This window comes from Subtercola boreus, from assembly GCF_006716115.1.
GTDB classification, from domain to species: domain Bacteria; phylum Actinomycetota; class Actinomycetes; order Actinomycetales; family Microbacteriaceae; genus Subtercola; species Subtercola boreus.
Map to the genome: position 1 here is coordinate 40,601 of NZ_VFOO01000002.1, position 18,547 is coordinate 59,147.

Here is an 18,547-nt window from a genome sequence, read left to right on the forward strand (position 1 = left end):
GGGTCGACAGCGAGCAGGGGAGTGAGTCGCTGACCCTCAACGAGAGGAAAATTGTGTCGGGAATGAGGGCGCTCTTCGCCGTGATCGGGGCCTCGGCCGTTCTCGTTACCGGAGCAATCGCGGCTGCGCCGGTTCTGCTATCCGCGACCTCTTCGTCTTCTTCACCCGCGCCGGCCTGCCCGTCTGCCGATCCTGTCATGATCGGTGCGATTACTGTCCCTTCCGGCCCCATTGCCGGGTACTGCCAACCAGAGCTCGTCAACGCTGCGCACATCATGAACGCAGCCCTCAACCTGGGGCTAGGACCACACACACAAGCCATAGGGGTGATGACGGCTATAGGCGAATCTGGGCTCGTCAACCTCACCTACGGCGATCAAGCAGGGGTGGACAGCAGAGGTCTCTTCCAGCAACGGGACAACGGCGCCTGGGGCACCCTCAGTGATCGGATAAATCCCTTCACCGCGGCAACGAACTTCTTCGCCGCACTCACCGCCATCCCCGGCTGGGCGGACCTCGCGCCTACCGCGGCAGCCCATGCGGTGCAGGTCAACGCTGACCCAAATCACTACACAGCATTCTTTGCCGCCGCGCAGACCATAGTTACATCTCTCACCCCATAAGGAATTCCTACCGGCCGGCGTCAGCATGGGCGAACCCTGGTCGCAGCACGAACTGCCGGGTGCCATCCTGCAGACGGCCGGTCTGGCCGCGATCGGTGCCGGTGTGACCGTGCTCGTGGCCCTGTCCATCACCGGGTTGACGGTTCGCCACCCGGGGCGCTTTCCCCGATTCCTCGAACGCGCTCAGTGCCTCGTTGGTAGCCTGCCGGCCATCATCATCGCGCTGGGCCTCGTCCCCATCACCATCCGGATCGTTCCGGCGCTGTACCTGTCCGTCTTCACCGTGGTGCTCGCCTACGTCATCATTTTCCTGCCCCGTGCACTGGTGAGCCTCCGTGCCGATACGTGCAGTCGGTCGGCTCGAAACTCGACGTAACCGCCGCGATCGGTGCAGACAGGGAGCTTGTGGGTGTTCGCTCGGTGACCTTCGCACCTGAACGGTACAGGGCGGGGCAGGATGCCCGGGTGAGTTTCACCCGCGGGGTGGTTGTCTACCCGGTCTGGGGGGCTTACCGACCGATGGGCCATCCAGCTCCTCAGTCTGCGCTTGTTCTCAGACATTTCGGGGCGGGTGTAGTGACCTGTGTCGGGATAGCGAGGACGCCGCCGCCGAGGATCAAGGGGCGGCGTCAAAAGACGCAGTGGTCCCGCCTGAGGGACCCCTTCAAGGAAAACTACCTCATTCGACAATCGGTGTGAGTCCTCAGATCTGGGAAGCTACGGGTAGATCCGTAAACCACGATGAGAGCGTGAGCAGCAGTAACGGATCCATGTGGTGCTTTACATGGACCCATTGCTGCTCTCAACTCAGCCGGTTGTGGTGTCGGCGGCTTTTGTCGTTGGTGTGATCCCGAGTTGTTTGAGCGCGGCTTGGGCGTACTGCTGGGTAAAGGTCGATGCGAATGGCACTTTGCTGACGTCGGTGCCGATGGCGTTCTCCATTGAGAAGATTGTTGTTGGGCCTCCAGCAGGCATCAGACCGTCCGGGAGGAACTGCCCGTAGTCTGCTTGGAGGGCTGCAATGTACTGATCCTTTGACACGGTGCTGTTCTGGACGAAGTCCTGGGGCAGCGCGTCTGCAACATCCTTCGCGGTGTGCGTGTGCATCCAGTCCATCGTGGCCACCAGGGCGGTAACGACTTTCTGCACCGTGTCTTGGTTTTTGCTCACCCAGTCAGCATCGGCGAGCAGACCGGCTGCGGGCCATGCGCCGCCGAGGTTCTGCTGCGCTCCTTCGGTCGTGGCCAGGTCGAGTGCTGAGACGGCGATGCCTTGCGATTCGAGAGCAGCGACCGTCGGCTGCGTTGTCATGACGCAGTCCGCTTCACCGCGTTGTAGGGCAGCGATCGCGGTCGCGCCGGCGTGCACGGCGACGGTTGTGTAGTCCGACTTCGATACGCCGCCCTTGGATGCGACGAATTGGGTGAGCTGGTCGGTGCCAGACCCTAGGTCGGTCACGCCCATCTTCTTGCCGCGGATGTCGGCGGGTGTCTTCACGTTTGCTGCGGGTGTGCACATGATCCGTTCTCCGGGGGCACCCGCCAATTGCACCAGGTTGATGATGTTTTTGCCTTTGGACTGGAAGTCGGGTGCGTGAATATACCAAGCGCCAGAGAAGTTGACTTGGCCGGAGACCATGGCTTCCTCTGCCCCGACGCCACCGTTCTGCTCGGTCGACAGTTGCATGTTGACGCCGTACTTCTTGTAGTAGCCGAGGCTTTCGGCAAGTTGGTAGGGCAGGTAGATCTGCTTGTCGATGCCGCCGACCATCATGGAGACGGTGGGCAGGGCGGCTCCATCGGAGCCTGTTGCGGTAGGGGTGCCGTTGCCGCTGCAGCCTGCGAGTACCAGCGACAATGCTGCTACTGCGGATGCGACAGCGATGATGCTGCGCTTTTTCATCTTGTGTATGTTTCCTTTCGGTATCGCCGTGCACGGATGCACGCGGCGAGGTTGTGTGGGGCTGGCTGGACGGTGGGGGCTAAGCGGCCCGCGTCGCCGACCCGGTGAAGTGGGTTTCTCTGGGTCAGATCGCCTGCGTATCGGACCGCACCGGCGGGCGCCACTTCAGCACCGAACGTTCGAGAAGGGTTATGAGGTATTCCGCTCCGAGGGTGACGATGGCCATGATCACCATGCAGGCGAACACGGTGTTGGGGTCGAATCGGCCTTGGGATTGGCTGATGATGAGACCGATGCCTTTCTGCGCGCCGAGTACCTCGGCGACGAGGGCGCCGATGATGGCGAAACCGAACGCAGTGTGCAGACTGGCGATGATCCAGGTCATGGCTGAGGGGATGGTGACATGGCGGGCCACCTGCAAGGGTGACGCCCCGAGCACCCGCACGTTCGCGATCAGGTTCTGGTCTACCTCCCGCACTCCCTGGTAGGCGTTGAAGAACACTGCGAAGAACACCAGTACGGCCGCGAGCAAGATCTTCGGGAAGATCCCCAACCCGAAGGCGACGATGAAGATCGAGCCGAGCACGATGCGGGGAATCGAATTCAGCACCTTGATGTAGGGGTTGAACACGTTGGAGAGGTACCGGTTCGAGCCGAGGAGGATTCCGAAGATGACGCCTGCGACTGTTCCGAGAAGAAACCCGAAGAGAGCCTCCTGCACGGTCACCCAGAGCTGGTCCCAAATCGAACCGAACGCGGTGCCGACGGTGAAGAGGGTGACGAGCGAGTCCCAGATGAGGGTTGGTTCGCCGTAGAAAAACGGGTCGAGTACTCTGTTCTGCGCGAGGAGTTGCCATCCGCCGATGAAGATGACGGCGACAGCGATACGGCCGGTCCATACCCAGGTTTGGTTTCGGCTCCGTGCACGTCGGGCTGATGCCTGCAGCTCCGCTTCGGTCTGAGGCCTAACCGTGGCGCTGTCCACTGGTGTGGGGGCGGTCCGGCGCTGGATTGTTGCGCTCATGCTGCGACTCCTGTTGTGCGTTCGTACGCTCGTTGTACTTCGTCCCGCAGGGATTCCCAGATCTGTGTCTGCAACTCGATGAATCGTTTTTCGTGCCGGAGCGTTTGAACGTCTCCGCGCGGGCGAGGCAGATCGATGTCGAACACGTCTTTCACGGTTCCGGGGCTGGTGGTCATGATCACGACACGGTCAGACAGCGCGACGGCCTCGTCGAGATCGTGCGTGATGAAGAGGACTGACGGGCGAAGTTCCTCCCACAGCCCGAGGAGCTCGGTCTGCATGATCGCTTTGGTCTGCACATCGAGCGCGCCGAACGGCTCGTCCATCAGTAGGATGCGCGGGTTGTTGATCAGCGCCGCCGCCAACGCGACGCGTTTGCGCATACCGCCTGAGAGCTGGTGCGGGTAGCGGTCCTCGAAGCCGCTCAGGCCAACCCGCCGCAACCAGTCCAGCGCGAGGACCATCGCCTCCTTCTTCGATGTTCCCAGGAGGATGGGGCCGATCATGACGTTCTGCAGAACGGTCTTCCAGGGGAAGAGCGAGTCTGCCTGGAACATGTAGCTGACCCCGTCGGTGATGCCGTCAACGATATGGCCGCCGACCTGCACCGAACCGCCGCTTGGCCGTTCCAGCCCGGAGACTTGCGCGAGGGTTGTCGATTTACCGCATCCGGTCGGCCCGACGATTGCGCAGAACTGGCCCGGCTCCACGGACAGGGACACGTCCCGGATCGCCGTGAAGGGTTCGCCCTTCGGCGTGAGAAACCGCTTCGTCAATCCGACGATATCGATTCTTGCTCCCTCATCAGCCACGCCGGGGGCCACCGGTGTGCGCTTAGGGGTGTTGTCACCCATGTGCTTGACCTCTCTGTCAGTGCAACGCTTCAATGCCTCTGGGGCATGATGCTCGCAGCAGCATCCGGGTGCTGTCTCTCTTCTGCGCCATCCGCCCGTTGTGCGCATTAGGTGACAGTTCTGCGCATATTGCTCGTGCCATCCAGTGCAACAATCAGAGAATGATGCGAAGGCGGATCAGAAAGCTCTCAACCCAGATGTTTCTCGCACATCTGGCGATCCTCACCGCCTCCACGGCTATCGGCTTCCTTCTATTCACCGCGACGGCGCGAGGGCATCTCGACGACGAATACCAGGCCAGAGCGGCGTCCATCGCAGAGACTTTCGCGCAGGATGACTCGGTTCAGTCCTGTCTCGACTCGCGCGATCAGAAGTGCGATGCGCACGTTCAAGAACTCGCCATGGTCACCGCCGCCGAAACGGGCTCTGCGTTCGTTGTCGTCATCGACGCGAATTCGGTTCGTGTCTCTCATCCCAACCAGGCGCTCATCGGCAAGCCCGTGTCAGAACCACTTGTTGCGACCGATGGTCAGGTGCACCTCCGAGTCGACAATGGGGCGACAGGGACCACCGCCAACGCGATCGCACCTCTCTACTCCGCGGAGCGTGTGTTCATCGGAGAAGTCTCGGTGGGTATAAGGGAAGATTCGGTCTCCAGCGCCTTGCTGGCACAGCTGCCTTCGTACGGCGTCTGGTTCATCGTGATGCTGCTTCTGGGTGGGATGGCTTCCTTCGGGTTGTCGGCACTGTTGAAAAAGCGGACCTTTGGACTGGAGCTCGATGAGATCGCCCGGCTCTTGCAGGAGAGAGAGGCGACGCTGCACGGAATACGTGAGGGCGTCATTGCGATCGATCCGAACGGCCGGATCAGTGTCAACAACGACGAGGCCCAGCGGCTGCTGCATCTCGCCGACAACGTCGTCGGTCATCGGGTCGAAGACGTGCTACCGCCAGGCCCGGTGCGCGACGCGCTAACTGGGACAAGCGTCGTTACCGATCAGATCGTGCTCACCGATGACTATTGGCTCGTCGTGAACAGGATGCCGGTGACCATCTCGGGTCACCCACACGGTGTGGTCGTGACCCTCCAGGATCGGACAATCGTGGAGGCCCTGACGGTGGAACTCGACGGCGAACGCAGCCTGACGGAATCGATGCGCGCCCAGCAGCACGAGTTCAGCAACCGGATCCACGGCATTGCCGGCCTCCTGGAACTCGGGAGGGCCGAAGAAGCGCTCGAGTATGTCCATGAGATTCAGGGCACAGCGGCGGATCTCGACCAGACCCTCCGCACCCGCATCGCTGCGCCGCAACTGATCGGCCTGATGCTCGGGAAAGCGGCAGAGGCCAACGAGCGCGGAATCCAACTGACAATCGATCCGGCTACGTCTGTCGGGGCGGTACCAGACCGCGTGCAGGCTCTGACGACGATCCTCGGGAATCTGATCGACAACGCGTTCGATGCGGTAGCCGCACATCCAGCACCACGACGCGTGCTGATCAGCATCGTGGAAACGGCTGACGAACTGCGGATCCTCGTGAATGACAACGGCCCGGGCATTGCCGAGACAGATGTGTCTCAGCTGTTCCGCAACGGATTCACCACCAAGCGCGGCTCACTCGTGCGTCACAGTGGGCTGGGTCTCTCACTCGTCGAGCGCACCGTGCTCAATCTCGGCGGGACGATCTCCGTGAACGTGGCGCCTGGCGCCACGTTCCTGATCGTGCTTCCGCGATCAGCGGTACCCAGCCCGGCAGCTGAGGTGAGATCGTGATCGACGACGTGCTGACGGTCCTCGTCGTCGATGACGACTTTCGCGTCGCTTCCGTTCACCAGGGCTTTGTCGAGAAGGTGCCGGGGTTCCGCGTGGTCGGCCAAGCGCACACGGCGACCGAGGCTTTGGAAATGGCTGACCGGTTGCAGCCAGATCTGGTACTCATGGACGTCTATCTCCCCGACGGAGATGGACTCGACGTGACACGCACTCTTCTCGGCGGAACCGACGTGCCCGTCGTGATCGTTATCTCTGCCGCAACAGACGTCGAGGCCGTGCGCACCGCAATCCAGCTTGGCGTGGTTCACTACCTCATCAAACCCTTCGGCCTCACTGCACTGGCCGAGCGCCTGGGCGCGGTGCGTGCTGCGCGCGCCCAGATCGCAGAGTGGCCACCCGATGCCAGTCAGGAAAACATCGATCACCTCTTCGACTTGCTCCGCCCAACACGGTCTGATGGGGACACTCCGGAACTTGAGCACCTCTCGCCCACCCTGCAGCTTGTCTACAAGTCGATCGGTAACACCAGACCGGGCCTCTCGGCGTCCGAGGTCGCAGCGCAGGTCGGTATCAGCCGTGCCACGGCGCAACGCTACCTCTCTCAGCTCGAGGACATGGGAGCTGTCTCCCTCGAGCTCCGGTACGGACAGACCGGCCGACCGGAGCACCGGTACTCAGTCCGCCGGCGCTGAACCCCAGAAGTTTGTTCAGGGCGCTGACGGCCAGGGCCGGGAGGGAGTCATCTATTCGCAACCAGTGCGAATACCCGATCTTTTACTTGACATAAGGTTCATTATCAGCGTTATTGGGTGACAGATTGAGTGTCATCTCAGATGCGTTAGCCACGTCAAAACGTCATACTTGTGGCATGACAGATTCTGTTGTTCGCTCGGTGGACCGCGTCGCACATGCGCGGTCAGTGCGATCGTCGGCCGCCGTTGTCGTTGCGCGACTTCAGGAGGTATTAGGGCGCGACGTCGTGTCGGTTATCACTGACAAGCAGCCGCGTACCGTGACTCGGTGGATCTCTGGGGACGCGAGTCCGGCCGCACACGATCAGCAACTGCTCCGTAACACTCTTCAAGTCGTTGAGATCCTGACTGAGGTCGAGGGTCCTGAGGTCACCCGGGCGTGGTTCATCGGGATGAACCCGCAGCTGGATGACGAGTCGCCGGCGGAAGAGATCGCCGCCGGCCACGTCCGCGACGTCCTGGCGGCCGCACGCGCCTTCGTCAATGCTGGCTCAAGCGTTGACCATAGAGGCGCCTCACTCGCTCTGCAGGGTGGAGCGCACTGGACCGCATAGGCATTGGCAGTCGGCAGGGACTACGACAGCAGACTGATCAAAGCGATTCCACTCATCCCCGTCGTGTCACCGCGCTCTGGCCGAACGGTACTTGACGAAATATTCGTTATCGATAAATTCGCGGATGCGCTGGAGAGCGGTCGTTCGGCGTGAAAACAGGCGGAGTTACTTCCCGCCCGCGCGGGCCACCCAGCCTTCGTAGATCAGCGAACTCGTCCGAGCGCATCGTCAAATCTCGTCTGTGTAGGCGAGTAGCGACTCGTAGGGAGTGCGCTTTTCAGACCACCTCGAGTTCGCACCCGGGGGCTTTGTTCGTGTGGCTGCGCAGGTGACAACGAGGTCGTCTTTTGCTCGAGATATTGCAACGAAGTACTCCGACATGGCGTCGGCGGGCTTACCGAAAAACAGATCAGCCTCAACTCCGAGCACGACGACCTTCTCGAACTCCATTCCCTTGCACTTGTGAATAGTGATGAGTCGAACCGCGTCCTCTTCGGAAAGTCGGTTCAGTGCGGCGACCGGGTTGCCGTCGAGCGCGAGTTCTTTGTTGAACGAGTTCAGAACTGCCTTGAGCACGTCATCCAGCCGAGATCCTTGCTGGTATGACGGCGAGAGGGCGTTGAGCACAGGCCTGGAGATGAACTTCAGGAAAGTGCGGATCAGAGGCATCCAAGACGCAAATGATGTTCGGTCAAAGCTCTCGGCGCGAGCGGCGCTCCGCGCTTGGGACAACACCCTCCGCAACCTGCTGTCGAGCACTTCACCTTGCGAGTCCACATCACTCGTTCGGCTGGCCATTCGCATGAGCTCTGCGTACGCGTCGGGTCGTCGCTCATCGGCCACGACCCGGAGGTAGTTGAGGACGAGGGCTGCGGCAGGCTCAGCGGTGAGATCTTGCGAGTCATGTTCGTTGCGGTAGGCAATACCTCGGGCTGCGAGCTCCGCACCGAGGGAGGCGCCCACCAGACTTACCTGGTTTCGAATGAGAACGGCAATTTCGCTTGGAGGCGTTGCAGCCGCTAGCCATTCGGTTATCTGCTCTGCCACCCCAATTGCTTCATCCTCTGCCGACGAAAAACGCAACACCGTAATCGTCCCTGCATCTCCCATCAGATCGCTGTCCGGACTGGCTGCGGACGGGTCCATGTCCAGAATCATGCGGTTCTGCATCCGGCGCAGGCGCGGATTTGACCGAAAGTTTTGGTACAGCGGGAGCGGCTTGGCCGTGAAGTCAGCCATGAATGTGTCCATGACGCCCTCGAGAGCGCCGGCCCACGTCATGATGCGCTGCTTCACGTCACCTACTGCGGTCAACTGCGCATCGCCTCCCATAAATGCGGCCTTTAGGAACGCGTACTGCTCCTTTGTCGCATCCTGGAATTCATCGAGGAAGACATGGCTATAGGTTTGCCGGAGCGCTCCACGTGCGTAGACGTTGTTCTGGAGAATCTCCAAGGCGAACGGCACGAACTCATTGAAGGTGATTTGCTCACCCTGGATTCGAGTATCAGCGTCTACGCGGTAGTCCGGCTCGAGCGTATTCTGTCCAGTCAACGCGGGACGATAGTTGTCGATGAGTCGTTTCGCGAACGCGTGGAAGGTGAAGCTGTCGAAACGTTCGGCGTATTGCGATCCAGACCGAAGCCGGACCCGGGACTGAAGGTTGCGCGCGGCGTCGACTTTAAATGAGATCGCCAAGATTCGACGTGGGTAACGCGTGGATCCAGTCCGGAACAGGAAATCAGCGCGCTGTGCAAGGAGCTCGGTCTTTCCCGCGCCCGGTCCGGCGGCGACCACGACATTCTCTGAGGTCTCAGTCACCGCTGCCAGCGCGTTTGGTTCCAAGCTCAACCCGCCGACAGGCACCCAATCTTCAGCACGGATCACTCGGGGAGCGCCTCAATGCGCGATCGGACGTTTTCGACCAGCCGCTTCAGGACAGCTGGAAGTCCGGCGACGAGGTCCTCGTCAGTGAGTGAAGCCAGTGCCTTGAGGTGGGTGGACGGCTTGCTACTCAAATTGAACTTGTGATGGTAATCGTCGAGCAGCGCGAGCGTGGAGGTGCCGAGCTTGTCCTGGTGGACATGCTTCTTTCCAAGTACGGCGATGACTGTCTTGTCGTCGGACGGGCCAGATGGAGTGGTTTCATACGCCACGGGATACGCCTCCATCATCATGAGATCGAGGTCCACGAGATGCGAGAAGAAGACGTTCACCTTCTCGAGGCTTTCGCTTGGGCCATTGCCGCTATCCCATTTGGGGTGGTCCAGGCGTGGGAATTCAATATCGTCGTTCCACTTCGGAATGCCGTCGAGCTGCACTTTCGTGAAAGTGCCCGGGACATATTTGTTGTATTGCTCCAGGGCGTTGGAAATGCGTCCCCAACCGCCGCCGAACCGAGCCGAATCAAGGTCGAGCAGAGTGACGTGCGGGATATCGAGTTCGTTTAGAAGCCTCCAGAAATGATTGACGTGACGTCCCCCGAGCGGCACCACCGACACCGAGGCATCATCCTCGGCGACACCAAAGGCCGAAAGAACCCGCGGCAAGACGACTTGCTCGCTGTCACCTTCGCCGAGCACGACGAGCCGTGAGAAGTAGAGTTCCGGGTACGCCAGGACCGCCTCGCGGACATATTTACCCGCCTCAGTTCCATCTGCAGGCAGGACGATGCGCCGAACTTGGGACTGCCGATCAGCGTCGAGACGCAAAAAACAGATGGACTCGGGTTCCACCCGCCGTAGGAGGGCAGGGGAATGCGTGGCAATGACGGACTGGACGTCGCCAGCACCGGCCGCCGTCCGAAGCTGGCGGACGATGCGACCGAGGTACTGCGGCGCGAGGCTGTTCTCTGGTTCTTCGAGAGCAATCACGGTGTGAACTGGTGGACGTAGCCGATGCTCGTCGAGTGACGTCTCCTCGCCACTCAACACTCGTCGCGAGAGCGCCTGCCAGGCCAGTACCAGTGAGATGTACAGGAGCGACTTCTGTCCGTCTGAAAGACGTTCGAATGGAAGCGGTGACCCTTCATGGGACGGGGAGAAGGAGACTGTGAGTTGACGCAGAACACCGTCGAGATCCCCGCGACCAAAAGCAATCGTTGGGTTCTTGAAGAACTCACCAGTGTGAAGCGCGCTCCACTCTGCGGAGAGCCGGACGCCGATACTCTTGACGGCTGCGTTTGCGGTCAGCGCCTCCGTAACCTGCGTCGAGAGATCAATGAGCGTTTCTTTTTCGGCGGCCCAATCAGCTGCACGTAAGGTTCGACCGATCAAGGACGCGGTCGTGTAGGAGATATGGTCCGCCGGATCACGGCGAGCGGGAAGATAATGGACTTCGATGCTGCCTCGGTCAAAGCGAGACATATCGACCGTCGATGTGGGTTCGTTTTTGGCATCAACCGACAGAACGTACTGAATTTTTTCCTCAACTACGCCGTCCGGAGCAAGCACCGCTGTAAGTCGTACCCGGATGCGCGGGACACCGTCTTCGGTCTCGATGCGCATATGAGCAAAGTTGGCGGGCACCGAGGCGTGCTGACCGTCTTCTCCCGCCTCCGGTATCTCGATCTCAGCTTCGATCCACAGCGCTGGGCCGGCAAGGTGCACGCTCGCAGCGGTCGACGACATCGGGATATGAAAATCCGCCAGCCGAATCTTGCGCTGGCCCGGAAGCGGGCTGAAGAGTCGAGAGAGCGCTTCGAGTACCGCCGTCTTTCCCGCGCCGTTGGGGCCAAGAACATAGGTTAGGCTCGCGAGGTTGATCGTCGTCGGGGTCGAGCCGAAAGACTGGAAGCCAGACAGGCGGAGCTTGGTAATGCGCATGTCTACCGTCGCCCACCACGCGGCCCGGAGTCACTACTAGGAAAAAAACCTAGAGACTCTCGGCCCACAGGGAGAACGCGCGGACAAGCCGTGACGGGTAGCGATAGTGAATTCATTGAGTCATTTCTCATTGATGAGCGGGACCTGCTTTGCCCCATTGTGCCGCGTGCCTATATTTGTGGGGCACTCGCCTCGCCAACGTAGGAGCAACCCTGTCCTGCATTCGGCGACGGGCTCGAACTAGCAGTTGCGAAAAAGCCGGGCACGCCTAAGTGGTGCGCGTCTCGAAAACAACGGCTTGGTGAGACGTGACCACTGCGCCCGCCTGCTTACCAAGGCAGGCCTGGACTTCGCAGGAAGCGTGCGTCTCAAAAGTCATCTGACCGATCAGCGTGTCTCGCCGACAATCTGATGGGTTTATGGGACGTGTTGACCGCTTGAGGCTTTTGGGTAAACGCGGATCCGTACGGGTGGCCAGGATCTACAGCTGCAGTGTCCAACTTCATCTGCGCGAGCGCAAACATCTCAGTGAAGACCATCGCCCCGTCGGACGGCCGTGATGATAGACAGCAGGGTCCGTGCTTGTGCAGGTTTAATGTCCGTCACGTGCGCAAAGGACACCCCTTTGTGGAGTTCCGGAAGTGCGTCAGTCGTCCGACTCGACGTCGGCGTAGTTCTCCGCGAAAAGCGTTCGGATCATCAGGGAGGTCAACTCGAACGGCATCGCCTCGGCGAGCTTCGCCATTTGATCGGGTCGGATAAGAAGAGCTTGGCCTTGGACGCGGGGGTAGGTGAGTTCGTAGTCGCTGGCCTCGTATTCGGCACGCCACACGACCAGCCGAGCGACCACATCACCGGACTCATCTGTCATTGAGAACTTGCGGTCGGTCGGTCGGAGGCCGAGGGCGCTGCGCAGGGACGGGGTCGGGGCGAGTATGAAGCGAGGTGCGCCGAGTCCGTTCGGACCTGGACCGTCTTCAGTCATCGCGACCAGGGGGAATGGTTGGGGAGAGAGCGGGCCGTCTGCCCCTGACTCATCCCACCATCGAACGCTTCCGCCGGCTAGAGGAATATTGCCCAAGCTGGGCTCCCCAGCGTGTACACCGGCGATCGTCAAACTCGTTCGGCTGTTCTTGTCAGAGCGCGAGCCTTCGTACTCTCGTCGCTCAATCAATGCAACACAGATCCATCCGTCGATTTCGAGATTGTGAAGATCACCGTTCGAACGGATCGTGCTCCGTTCGCCGACAACGTCGCCAACCCAGCCGGACTCCAAGGGATGGGGAGCGGCGTCGATGTCAGGTCGAGGGATCCGAGCGGCCTCTATGGCTAAGGCGGTTCGAACGTTGGGTTCCAAGCGTGTCCCAACAGCCTGCTCCCAAGCGGCGGGCTCAGGGATGGGGTCGCCTATGACGATGCGGGCCAGGCGCGCAGATCCCGCGAGAGATTGAAATTGGCGTTCTGCCTCCTCCTCATGAAAAAGAATGGCGTCCGGCCATCGCAAGCGAGAACGACTCGCCAAGGCATCAAGTTGAGACTGGACCTGCTTCATCAAGGCTGCGGAGATGTCCTTGTCCGACAGCCGACCCAAGATGGCGTCCCCCAACTCAGGCATAAGCCATTCGGTTTGCGCGATGCGGCGAGCGAGGAACTCTTCCACGAGATGCTGTGCCTCCCGGCTCGGTGTCGCATTGAAGCCCGTGTCCCGTAACGCTGCCAACAATTCGTCCGGAGGACGGCTTGCCGGGAGCTCGGGCAGAACTTCGATGTACTCGCGAGCGACGCTCCGGATGGCCAGGAGTTCGGACCCTGCAATCTCTGTCAGAGCACGTTGCAGCTTGTCGGGAACCCCGACTATCCCAAGGGCAGCCGACAGCACGGCATGTTGAGTGATCGGATCGCTGAGCCGTCCAACGATCTGATCCAGATCGCGCACGATCGATTCAGATCGGAACTCTAGGAGATCGCCAAGGGCGATAAGCGCTCGGCGTTTCGATTCACGACTCGATACGCATACACGCGCAAGTGCCACAGCCGCGACGCAGCGATCCAATTCAGCTTTGGAAATTTCGGCGTCGGCGGTCGGGACGTATGGAAACTCAGGGACATCGGATAGCGGAAACCGCGGTGTACGCCTATCAATGACGTCGCACGCCGCCGACCAACATAGGATGGCGGCGTCTCCCGGCCCGCTGGACCACGGAAGTGCGCCCGCTTTGGCTGCCTGGATTAAAGCCTGCGAAGGCCCCGATGAACCTGATGTGATCGCGGTGCGCGCCACTTCGCGACCGAGGACCTCACCGGCGACGGTTGCATCCGCCGCGAATGCACCCGTGAGGTAGTCCAGGTTCGCTTCGGCTCCGAACGCCCCCCATCCGCCCCGTTGGCGCGTGCGGGTCCAGGCGAGCACCCCCGCCGTCGCGGTGAGCCTGGCTCGACCAAATCGCTGAAACCCGTCGCTGAGGGACATGAGCAGCACCGGACTCTCGCCGAACGGCAGAGCGTCGGCCAACTCGAGTAGAGCCTGTTCGGCATCACCCCCGCGCCCTGTCTCATCGAGCTCCAGAAGCCGGAACCCGAGCGCGTTCTGAAACCCATCCGGTCCGAGCCCGCTGCCTTCGGAATCGCGGCGTCGATGTCGAATGGACTGGATGACCTCGTACACGCCAGGCAGGCCCGGAGCAAAAGGCTGCGCGCGAGACCGGTCGACGATCAACGGCTCGCTCTGACGCCGCGATTTCACACCCCATCGGTCGTCGTCCTCCTCCTCCTGCACGGGAGGTCCTGGTCGGACCTTGGAAACGAGCGGGAGCGGGGTCCCAGCGACAGCGTCGTTAGCTCGACCAGCCAGTCGCTCGCTCGCGTCCAGGATCTCCTGACCATTGGTGTACATCGACGAAGTGGCGCGTTCGTCGAATCGCGCCAGGATCGCCTTGATGAGGTCTAGACCGCCAGGCTCCTCAAGAAGTCCGCTGTCAAGGTACGTCGAAAGGTCGGCCGGGTCTATGTCGATGAGGGCTGTCTCAACCGCGATTCGAACGGCCGCGGAGATTCGCGGGTCAGCCTTGCCGTGGTGGAATGTCCAGACTTCCTCGACCGCGCGATGTAGAGCCCAGTGTGACGAGTTGACGTGGTCAGCGAGTTCAGGCAGCGCCAGGTCGATCAACCATGTGGGGTCAGCGCGCGCCACATCTTTCCACCAGTCCGAGTGGGTCCGGCTCGTACCACGGCCGTCGGTGTGATGCTCGACGGCGAGAGTGATTGTCTGAAGTCGTTGAAGGCATTCCCGCACCGCCGATCGGTCAAACTCGATCAGGCTCTCGAGCGGTTCGGTCAGCTCGTAGACCGTCGGATCTTTGTGCGATCCATACGCCGTCAGGAGAGACAACCCCTGCCGCCAGTGCTCCCCCGCTGCGGCCATCGCTCCCTCTCGCAACTCAAGGCGTGCGAGACGGAGGTGGTATACGGCCACTTCGGGATACATGACGTCCGCACCGACGTCGGCGACCGCCTTCAGAAGATGAGTTCGCAGGATGTCGCGCCCGTCCTCGGGCGAGACATTCTCAGCGATGCTTGCGAGAACTTCCGCGAGTAGCGGCCCTCCTTGAAATCCCATCCCGATCGTCGTGGTGTTGGTGCTCACACGACCAAGGGTGTCGAGCGCGTCACCCAATTGGTCCGCGGCGACGAGATCGAGTGCTCGGGTGATTGTGGCGGCGATCGTCTCATGTGCTGAGTAGAGGTCGGTGGCCCGCGGTTTTCCCTTGAAGGGATTTGTCTCGTTTTCGAGGATCCGAATTGCGTCCAATGCAAGGGCGCCACGCAGGTCTGGGTCTGCGTACTCGGCTCTGACTAGCGCGATAGCGAACTCGAGCCAGCATCGGTACCAACCATCCCCACCCACGAGCGCCTCGGCTGCTGCTAGTCCGACGGGATCGAGTCTCGCGGCGTACGCGCAGGAGTCCAGCCAACTATCAAGGTGGCCGAGTTGCGAAGTTGATCTCCCGTCGATCACGTTCCTCGTGAGTTCAAGAAGGTGGTCGCGGAGCTTCGATGTTTGCGGCCACATCTCCGTCGGATCCAGGCCGAAGGCCAGTGCCCTGTGAGCCAACCCAGTGCGCCCCTTGGGCGTCTTCCGAAACCGCGCCAATGCGCTCTCGCGATAGTCAGAGAGTCGCTCCGCGAGCTCGATCAGGAGACGTGTGCCATTTTTTGAGTGCTTCGCTAGGGCCGGGACGTGCTTGAGCCCGACGACATCGCTGATCACGTCTACGACTCCCGACACAGGCGCCCCGATAGGATCAACGTATTTTGCGATCCTTTTCCACTTGAGCCCTTCGGCCGATCGATCCGACGTCGCAAGGCGGAGACGTCCTCGGAGCAAAGCCAGGGCGACGTGCTGGTCATCCGCAGCACCTCGTTGAGTGTTGTGGTCATCTCGTTCGAAGGCAGCTAAGCAATCTGACCAAGGCGCGACAGCGCCGGCCGCGTCGAGCGCCGCGCACCGCAGCACACCCTGCCTCCCGCTCACGACCAGACGATCACCGTCGCTGAGCCGATCGGCGATGTGCTGAGGGTCGACGAATCCCGCCTGCACATCGGAGAATTCTACGAGCGTCTCGAAACGATCCAAGTCGAATGTGTGGACGGCTGCGGCCATCTGAATCAGGCGAACAACTCCGGGCCAATCCGAGCGAATCGCTGCCGATTCCGACGCACGTGCGAGATTGGCATTAATCGACCGGGCAGGGAAAGCGTTCGCGATCGAGGATTCGACGAAGTTGTCGTCGATCAGGGCGACCAGCTCATTGTGCCGCTCTTGCTCAGCCAGTGTCGGGAGCAACCAGCGATACGCCCGTGAGTCGTCAAAGATGCCCTGCCTCATAAGCCAGGCGCTGATCGTCTCAAGCAACGCAGCAACCTCAGTGGGATGCTCGGCAAGACGCTCTCGAACGAATCGTCCGAACGACTCGTGGTAAAACCTGATTCCGGAGCTGACCTGCACTCTGAGCACCGGCGCCAATACCCGAAGTGCGTTCTCGACGCGAGCGGGGTTTCGCAACTGCTCAAGCTCTTCTCGCGTCATCGCGAAGTTCGCGATCGCGAGTTCTTCGGCCACGACCCAGCCCTCAGCATCGAGCTCGGCATACAGGTACTCGTAGTAGCTCTTTAACGTTCCGTCGAATGGAGGCAGAGCGGAGATCAGGTCAGCGCGGGTCGGGTACCGGTCGAGGTCGCGTCGGGATGATTCGAACACCAGGTAGGTCGCGTACAGCGCATTGCCGCCCGACCGGCCACCGAGCTCGTCCAGGTAGTGCCCCCGCAATGCCTCGTCGTCCGTCGTCGCCCCCAGGAGAAGGTCGCTCAGTTCCTCGAGCTCGTCGCGGGTCATGCCAGGAAGTTCCGAGCGCTTAGCTTCCGCGAACGGTGCGAGATGTTCGCCGGGCTGGCTTAGGACTACGAGCACGACGTTCTCGGGGAGTTCCAGCTGCGCGAGCGCCTCACAAACGACCAGTGACGGATTGCTCGACCGATGGGCCCTCATTACACGAGAGACGTGATCCAGCCCGTCGACAAGAAGCGCCACTTTGCGCTTGCCGTCGCGAGTCGCGGTGCGGAGCGACTGTTGGAGGGTGTTGCGATCGGCGGCGAACCGCGGAATGTTATCGAGAACGAACTTCCCGTCGCGGTCAGCCAACCGAGCGATCAGGCTGCCGAAGATGGCATCCAAGAGCACACGATCGTCGCGCTCGTGGTCAGCCTCTCCGAGGAAACAGTAGTGCTCAGCGACGAGCCACCCATTCGACTTGAGACGCGAGCCGACCTGTTCACTGACCCAGGACTTTCCCTGGCCCGGAGGTCCCGCGATGATGCGCACGCCTCCGGGTGGGCTTTGCGATTCGATCTGAGCGACTATGTCAGCGACGAGCGCGTCCCGGCTGACTTCTCGACCCGGGACCACCGGGGTTGCGGCCGTCACAGCGCCGAAGTCGGTTCGGAGCCTAGTTCGCCGAATGAGGGTCGCAAAGGTCGTGTCGTCGAGGCCCGTGCGCGCCGACACGGCAGACAGGATTAACTGGGCGGCGACATCGATCGCAGTGAGGTCGGCGTTCGGGAACGAGCCAGCTCCTACTTCATCGCGAACACGATTCAGAAGGAACTCTTCGGCAGGCCCAGGTGCACGCAGATCGCCGCTGAAGCGGAGAGCAGAGGTCTCGATGATCAGGTGGTCGCATGCCCACTGGAGATCGTCCTGCGTAAGAGAATTGAGATCGAACAAGACGCCCGCGAGATCGCCACCGGCTGATCCCTTTGCCCTCAGCTGCCAGAGCTGAACCGGATCGAAATGTCGAAGGGTACTTCCCAGCCCCAACAGCGGTGAGTCGATGCTCAAGGTCACGGGGTAAAGAAGATCGTTCAGATCTCCAGATCCTGGAAGCTTCTCGGTGAACACCAGCCGATACAGCGTCGTCTCAGCGCTTTCTGGGAAGGCCGCGCGCTCCTTGAGAAGTGTGGAGATCACGAGATCGAGTCGCACGCCGCGGGAGTTGCCGCTGAAGGTCGCTAGTTTGAGTTCGGCGGTCGGATCGCTCGAGTGCTTGAGTTGAAGTCGTTGACGGCCGCTCGCTGCCGAGATCGTCAAGTCGTCGAACAAATCGCCCGGAAAGAGCTTCCGGTCGATGACCGTGTCGACGTTTCGCTGCAGGAGGACATCGACAAGTGCGATCGCCGAGATGAGATCCTGGTACTGATACCCGCGGTGAGCATGGGCGAGGCCGGTCGTATTCAACTCCCCAGTCCCTCCTGCCTAGACGCCTTTCTGGCATTTGCTCACCCAGAAGGTATCCCGATTATCAGGCACAACCACGGCATGCTGGTCGAACTCCCGGACAAACAGCAAGGCTTTCCAGCCTGTGCGCCGACGCTCCACCTTTCCAAAGTAGATCACCTAGCTAAGCTATATACCCCTCAACAGGCATTCTCTGATGCGAGGTGACCCAGGACGGCCCGGTCACTCGTCCCCGACTGGGCACAGCAGCGCATCGATGAGGCTAACGCCACAATGCGACGCGAGCTGAAGAAGGAGAAGCAGCGAGGCCGCCTCCGTGCCGCCATGGACCTCGGTATCGGCACGGCCAGCTATGCCCGTCAGACGATCGTCTAGCAGGCACCTGCGTGGAACTTCCCGAAGGTTCCGATGTCGCGGAACTCAACTGTCTCGAGACCCAGCCGCTACGA

Annotated in this window: 11 protein-coding genes; 5 read left to right on the plus strand and 6 right to left on the minus strand. The window is 61.1% G+C overall.

Annotated features, from left to right (window positions below; translation table 11 throughout):
- The first annotated feature begins 197 nt into the window (after nucleotides 1-197).
- Nucleotides 198-623 (plus strand): hypothetical protein, encoded by a 426-nt coding sequence (locus FB464_RS19040; protein WP_142206770.1) that lies wholly within the window; start codon nucleotides 198-200, stop codon nucleotides 621-623.
- A 25-nt stretch (nucleotides 624-648) separates the two neighbouring features.
- Nucleotides 649-999 (plus strand): hypothetical protein, encoded by a 351-nt coding sequence (locus FB464_RS19045; protein WP_116416921.1) that lies wholly within the window; start codon nucleotides 649-651, stop codon nucleotides 997-999.
- Nucleotides 1,000-1,430: 431 nt separating this feature from the next.
- Here the strand turns inward: FB464_RS19045 and FB464_RS19050 are convergent, their stop codons facing one another.
- The 3 genes from FB464_RS19050 to FB464_RS19060 all read right to left on the minus strand — a co-directional run bounded on the left by FB464_RS19050 (nucleotide 1,431) and on the right by FB464_RS19060 (nucleotide 4,403).
- On the minus strand, nucleotides 1,431-2,525 hold the full coding sequence (locus FB464_RS19050) for an ABC transporter substrate-binding protein (RefSeq protein ID WP_116416922.1): 1,095 nt from the start codon (nucleotides 2,523-2,525) through the stop codon (nucleotides 1,431-1,433).
- Nucleotides 2,526-2,649: 124 nt separating this feature from the next.
- A complete protein-coding gene (locus FB464_RS19055) occupies nucleotides 2,650-3,549 on the minus strand; it encodes an ABC transporter permease (RefSeq protein WP_116416923.1) in 900 nt (299 codons plus the stop codon).
- On the minus strand, nucleotides 3,546-4,403 hold the full coding sequence (locus tag FB464_RS19060) for an ABC transporter ATP-binding protein (protein ID WP_116416924.1): 858 nt from the start codon (nucleotides 4,401-4,403) through the stop codon (nucleotides 3,546-3,548). Before FB464_RS19060 ends, FB464_RS19055 begins: the two co-directional genes overlap by 4 nt.
- A 68-nt stretch (nucleotides 4,404-4,471) precedes the next feature.
- Between FB464_RS19060 and FB464_RS19065 the strand changes: the two genes are divergently transcribed.
- From FB464_RS19065 to FB464_RS19075, 3 genes are all read left to right on the plus strand, one after another.
- A complete protein-coding gene (locus tag FB464_RS19065; RefSeq protein ID WP_170152061.1) occupies nucleotides 4,472-6,178 on the plus strand; it encodes a sensor histidine kinase in 1,707 nt (568 codons plus the stop codon).
- On the plus strand, nucleotides 6,175-6,870 hold the full coding sequence (locus tag FB464_RS19070) for a response regulator (protein WP_246093219.1): 696 nt from the start codon (nucleotides 6,175-6,177) through the stop codon (nucleotides 6,868-6,870). Before FB464_RS19065 ends, FB464_RS19070 begins: the two co-directional genes overlap by 4 nt.
- 176 nt (nucleotides 6,871-7,046) lie before the next feature.
- Entirely contained in the window at nucleotides 7,047-7,484 is a 438-nt protein-coding gene (locus FB464_RS19075) for a hypothetical protein (RefSeq protein WP_142206771.1), read from the plus strand.
- Nucleotides 7,485-7,712: 228 nt separating this feature from the next.
- Here the strand turns inward: FB464_RS19075 and FB464_RS19080 are convergent, their stop codons facing one another.
- The 3 genes from FB464_RS19080 to FB464_RS19090 all read right to left on the minus strand — a co-directional run bounded on the left by FB464_RS19080 (nucleotide 7,713) and on the right by FB464_RS19090 (nucleotide 18,098).
- Complete coding sequence (locus FB464_RS19080; protein ID WP_116416927.1) at nucleotides 7,713-9,371, minus strand: UvrD-helicase domain-containing protein; 1,659 nt, start codon at nucleotides 9,369-9,371, stop codon at nucleotides 7,713-7,715.
- Nucleotides 9,368-11,308 (minus strand): ATP-dependent nuclease, encoded by a 1,941-nt coding sequence (locus FB464_RS19085; RefSeq protein WP_116416928.1) that lies wholly within the window; start codon nucleotides 11,306-11,308, stop codon nucleotides 9,368-9,370. The genes FB464_RS19080 and FB464_RS19085 overlap by 4 nt, the downstream gene beginning before the upstream one ends.
- 646 nt (nucleotides 11,309-11,954) lie before the next feature.
- Nucleotides 11,955-18,098 (minus strand): ATP-binding protein, encoded by a 6,144-nt coding sequence (locus FB464_RS19090; RefSeq protein WP_116416929.1) that lies wholly within the window; start codon nucleotides 18,096-18,098, stop codon nucleotides 11,955-11,957.
- Between the last annotated feature and the right edge of the window lie 449 nt (nucleotides 18,099-18,547).

Excerpts from the sequence above, each read along its gene's own strand:
- FB464_RS19040 (WP_142206770.1), top strand. The coding sequence starts at position 198 with ATGATCGGTGCGATTACTGTCCCTTCCGGCCCCATTGCCGGGTACTGC.
- FB464_RS19045 (WP_116416921.1), top strand. The coding sequence starts at position 649 with ATGGGCGAACCCTGGTCGCAGCACGAACTGCCGGGTGCCATCCTGCAG.
- FB464_RS19050 (WP_116416922.1), bottom strand. The coding sequence starts at position 2,525 with ATGAAAAAGCGCAGCATCATCGCTGTCGCATCCGCAGTAGCAGCATTG.
- FB464_RS19055 (WP_116416923.1), bottom strand. The coding sequence starts at position 3,549 with ATGAGCGCAACAATCCAGCGCCGGACCGCCCCCACACCAGTGGACAGC.
- FB464_RS19060 (WP_116416924.1), bottom strand. The coding sequence starts at position 4,403 with ATGGGTGACAACACCCCTAAGCGCACACCGGTGGCCCCCGGCGTGGCT.
- FB464_RS19075 (WP_142206771.1), top strand. The coding sequence starts at position 7,047 with ATGACAGATTCTGTTGTTCGCTCGGTGGACCGCGTCGCACATGCGCGG.
- FB464_RS19085 (WP_116416928.1), bottom strand. The coding sequence starts at position 11,308 with ATGCGCATTACCAAGCTCCGCCTGTCTGGCTTCCAGTCTTTCGGCTCG.